This is a genomic window from Acinetobacter sp. CFCC 10889 (assembly GCF_003268395.1).
Lineage (GTDB): Bacteria > Pseudomonadota > Gammaproteobacteria > Pseudomonadales > Moraxellaceae > Acinetobacter.
On the sequence record NZ_LQXQ01000133.1, the window covers coordinates 1 to 2,622 of the forward strand.

Consider the following 2,622-nt stretch of genomic DNA (forward strand, 5'->3'; position numbering starts at 1 on the left):
AAAAAACCGACTTGGAAACAAGTCGGTTTCTTTTTGAGCAATTTTGATACTTCTTGCCAATAAAATTGATTAATATTTAATCGATTTGTCATTTTTCTCTGCGTTATCAAGCCAACGCTGGCTTAAATTATCCCCAATTTCTGCGGACAACTCTTGGGATAAAATAGGCCAACTTTGTAAGCTAAAACTTACACAGATTTAAGGTTTTTGCGGATTAGTAATCCAAAGCATTAGCCCTATGATGAATACATAAGGGAACTGGATGTTTCTAGAAAACAAGAATAAGAAAATAGCGCAAGGAATGGGCAGCACGAGATCAGTAAGACTAGCAACCCGATATGAAAAAGCCCGACAGGATGTCGGGCTTTTTTATGTCTTGAATCTGGATTTCGTATAAGAGATTTTATGTTAAGTCTAAGCCATCTGTGAATGGCTACCCAAAGATAAATGAGCAACTTTGATAAGTAGTAAAAGTTCAGAAATATACCCACGATTTTGTTATTATTTATCAAAATAAATTAGCTATTTAGATTTATCATAGGGGGTTTCTTGGGCTTTTCTATAGCAGAGGATGGTTTAGTTAGTATAAATCATCAGGTAAATCAGTATGCGGTAACCGCTGCAAACATTGGTAAAAGTCCTTGTGTAGTAGAAACGAAGTGTAGTCAACCTATGATTATACATTCAATTTATTATCGGCCTAAAAACTCTAAACGCTCACGTTTAAAAGGAGATAATTGCCCTTTTATATATGCTTGGAAAAAGAAAGTTCCTGATCTGTATATAACTAGACATTCACTTACAGGAATGAGAGAAGATTTTTATACGTTATTAGATCAAATGGTAAATCAAATATTGGAACTTCATAAAGTAGATTATATAGTCCCAATGCCGTCTAAGCACTGCCTATCAAGCAGCTTAGCAAGGAGAATTAGCAGGTTGATACCGGATGCTATATTGTTTGACAACCTTTTTGTAAAAAAATCCAATGATGAAATGATAGAACAAATTCAATGCTCAGATTTAGAGAGTTTGGATAAGTCTAGATTAATATATGTAATAAATAGAGCTACTGAATCTGGAACAAGTTTTTCTATTTCAGATGTTCCAACATATCTTCGAGAGTATTTAGATCCTGTGGAAATTACACAAAACTCATTACCTGAAGGAACATATTTATTAGTTGATGATCTTTTTGCTACAGGTTCGACTGTTATCAATGCTAAAGAAAAAATTATTAAAAATAATAGAAATAACATTGTGTTAGGGGCTGTTTTGTTTAGTCCACATCTTAATAAAATTAATAAAAAAACCTGATGTTAATTCGATTTTATAAAAAAACATGTTAACTATAAAAATAATTCATTAGTCATTGTACCTATTAAAGCTTATTTTAATAAGAGACCGGGAATTAGTCTCCTCTGTCTCAAAACAACAAAGAGATCTGTGTGAGCTAGGTAGAGGCCAGCGATAAGAGCGAAAATTCTATCTTAATTTGGCAGCAGCAAATACGATTCTCTTATCGAGAAAAGAGAAAGATTCAGAAAAGAGAGCGAAAGCTCTCTTTTTTTATTTTAAGACGAAAAATTTAATATAAATCTTTCAATATCTTGAATCATTCTAATTACATCTTCTTTGGTAAATTGATCATAATCACCATGAGCTGCATTATTTCTAATATCAGCTAAAGCAGTTATTTGCTTTTGTTGAAGTTTATTGTAGACGCCAGCTTTTGCAAGTTCATCATTCAAATGAGTTAATTTTTTTCTATCTAGCTCAATTCCATGATTTAAACATAATTCTTTAATTGCAGTTTCTAAGACCACTCCTGCAATTACAGCAGAAGAATTTTTGTACCCACTTTCCAAAAGTGATTTTGCTTGTTCTAATTCGCTATCAAAAACTTCGGCTTGTACGATTTGTTTAAAAGAAATTAAAAAACCATTTTTTAAATCATCATAAGCAGCTAGCACTACAGGAATTGAATTTCTTAACCTTGATGGAAAAGAAAGGCCATTATCTTTTTCACGCAAGAATGCTTGATAATGAACTGAATCTTCACCACACGAAATCTTTAACAAATTTTCAGTTTTAACTTTCCATGACAAATAGTGTTCATTAGTAACTTCATCAAAATACTCTCTAGTTGTTGTCCTGCTCATTCTTGTTGTTGTTGAGGACTGTTTCTTAGTGGCTATTTGCTTGGCTTCAGTAATCAACTGTTCAAAACGATCAAGTACTTTGGAACTCATGGTAGGACCTGTAAATTATTTAGCTTAAGATTTTATAAAGTGAATATAGTACACCTTATATGAAATGCTCTACCCTTAATCGACTTAATGCTAATTTAAAAAAAATATTGAAAATCAATATTGTTACCTCATAAATATAATGAATCTAATATCTAGGTAATTTCAAATATGTCAAATTCAAATGACACTATGGTGAGTCAGCTTCTAACACTTTCAAGAAGCACTATTCCAAATCAAAGAATAGCGGCTATTGAGGCTTTGGGTAACGTTGGTGGAGAAAAGGCAGTTGATCGTCTTCTAACACTTTCAAGAAGCACTATTCCAAATCAAAGAATAGCGGCTATTGAAGCTTTGGGTAACGTTGGTGGAG

The 2,622-nt window shown here is 32.5% G+C and carries 3 protein-coding genes; 2 read left to right on the forward strand and 1 reads right to left on the reverse strand.

All coding sequences use genetic code 11. The features are described 5' to 3' along the window. Positions 1 to 549 precede the first annotated feature (549 nt). Complete coding sequence (locus tag AVJ19_RS20870; protein WP_111861406.1) at positions 550 to 1,317, forward strand: phosphoribosyltransferase; 768 nt, start codon at positions 550 to 552, stop codon at positions 1,315 to 1,317. A gap of 257 nt (positions 1,318 to 1,574) precedes the next feature. Here AVJ19_RS20870 and AVJ19_RS20875 read toward each other — a convergent pair whose 3' ends face one another. Continuing rightward, complete coding sequence (locus AVJ19_RS20875) at positions 1,575 to 2,252, reverse strand: HEPN domain-containing protein (RefSeq protein WP_111861407.1); 678 nt, start codon at positions 2,250 to 2,252, stop codon at positions 1,575 to 1,577. A gap of 168 nt (positions 2,253 to 2,420) precedes the next feature. Here AVJ19_RS20875 and AVJ19_RS20880 point away from each other — a divergent pair. Beyond that, positions 2,421 to 2,622, forward strand: a 202-nt coding sequence (locus tag AVJ19_RS20880) for a HEAT repeat domain-containing protein (protein ID WP_162626687.1), incomplete at its 3' end; no start/stop codon positions are given.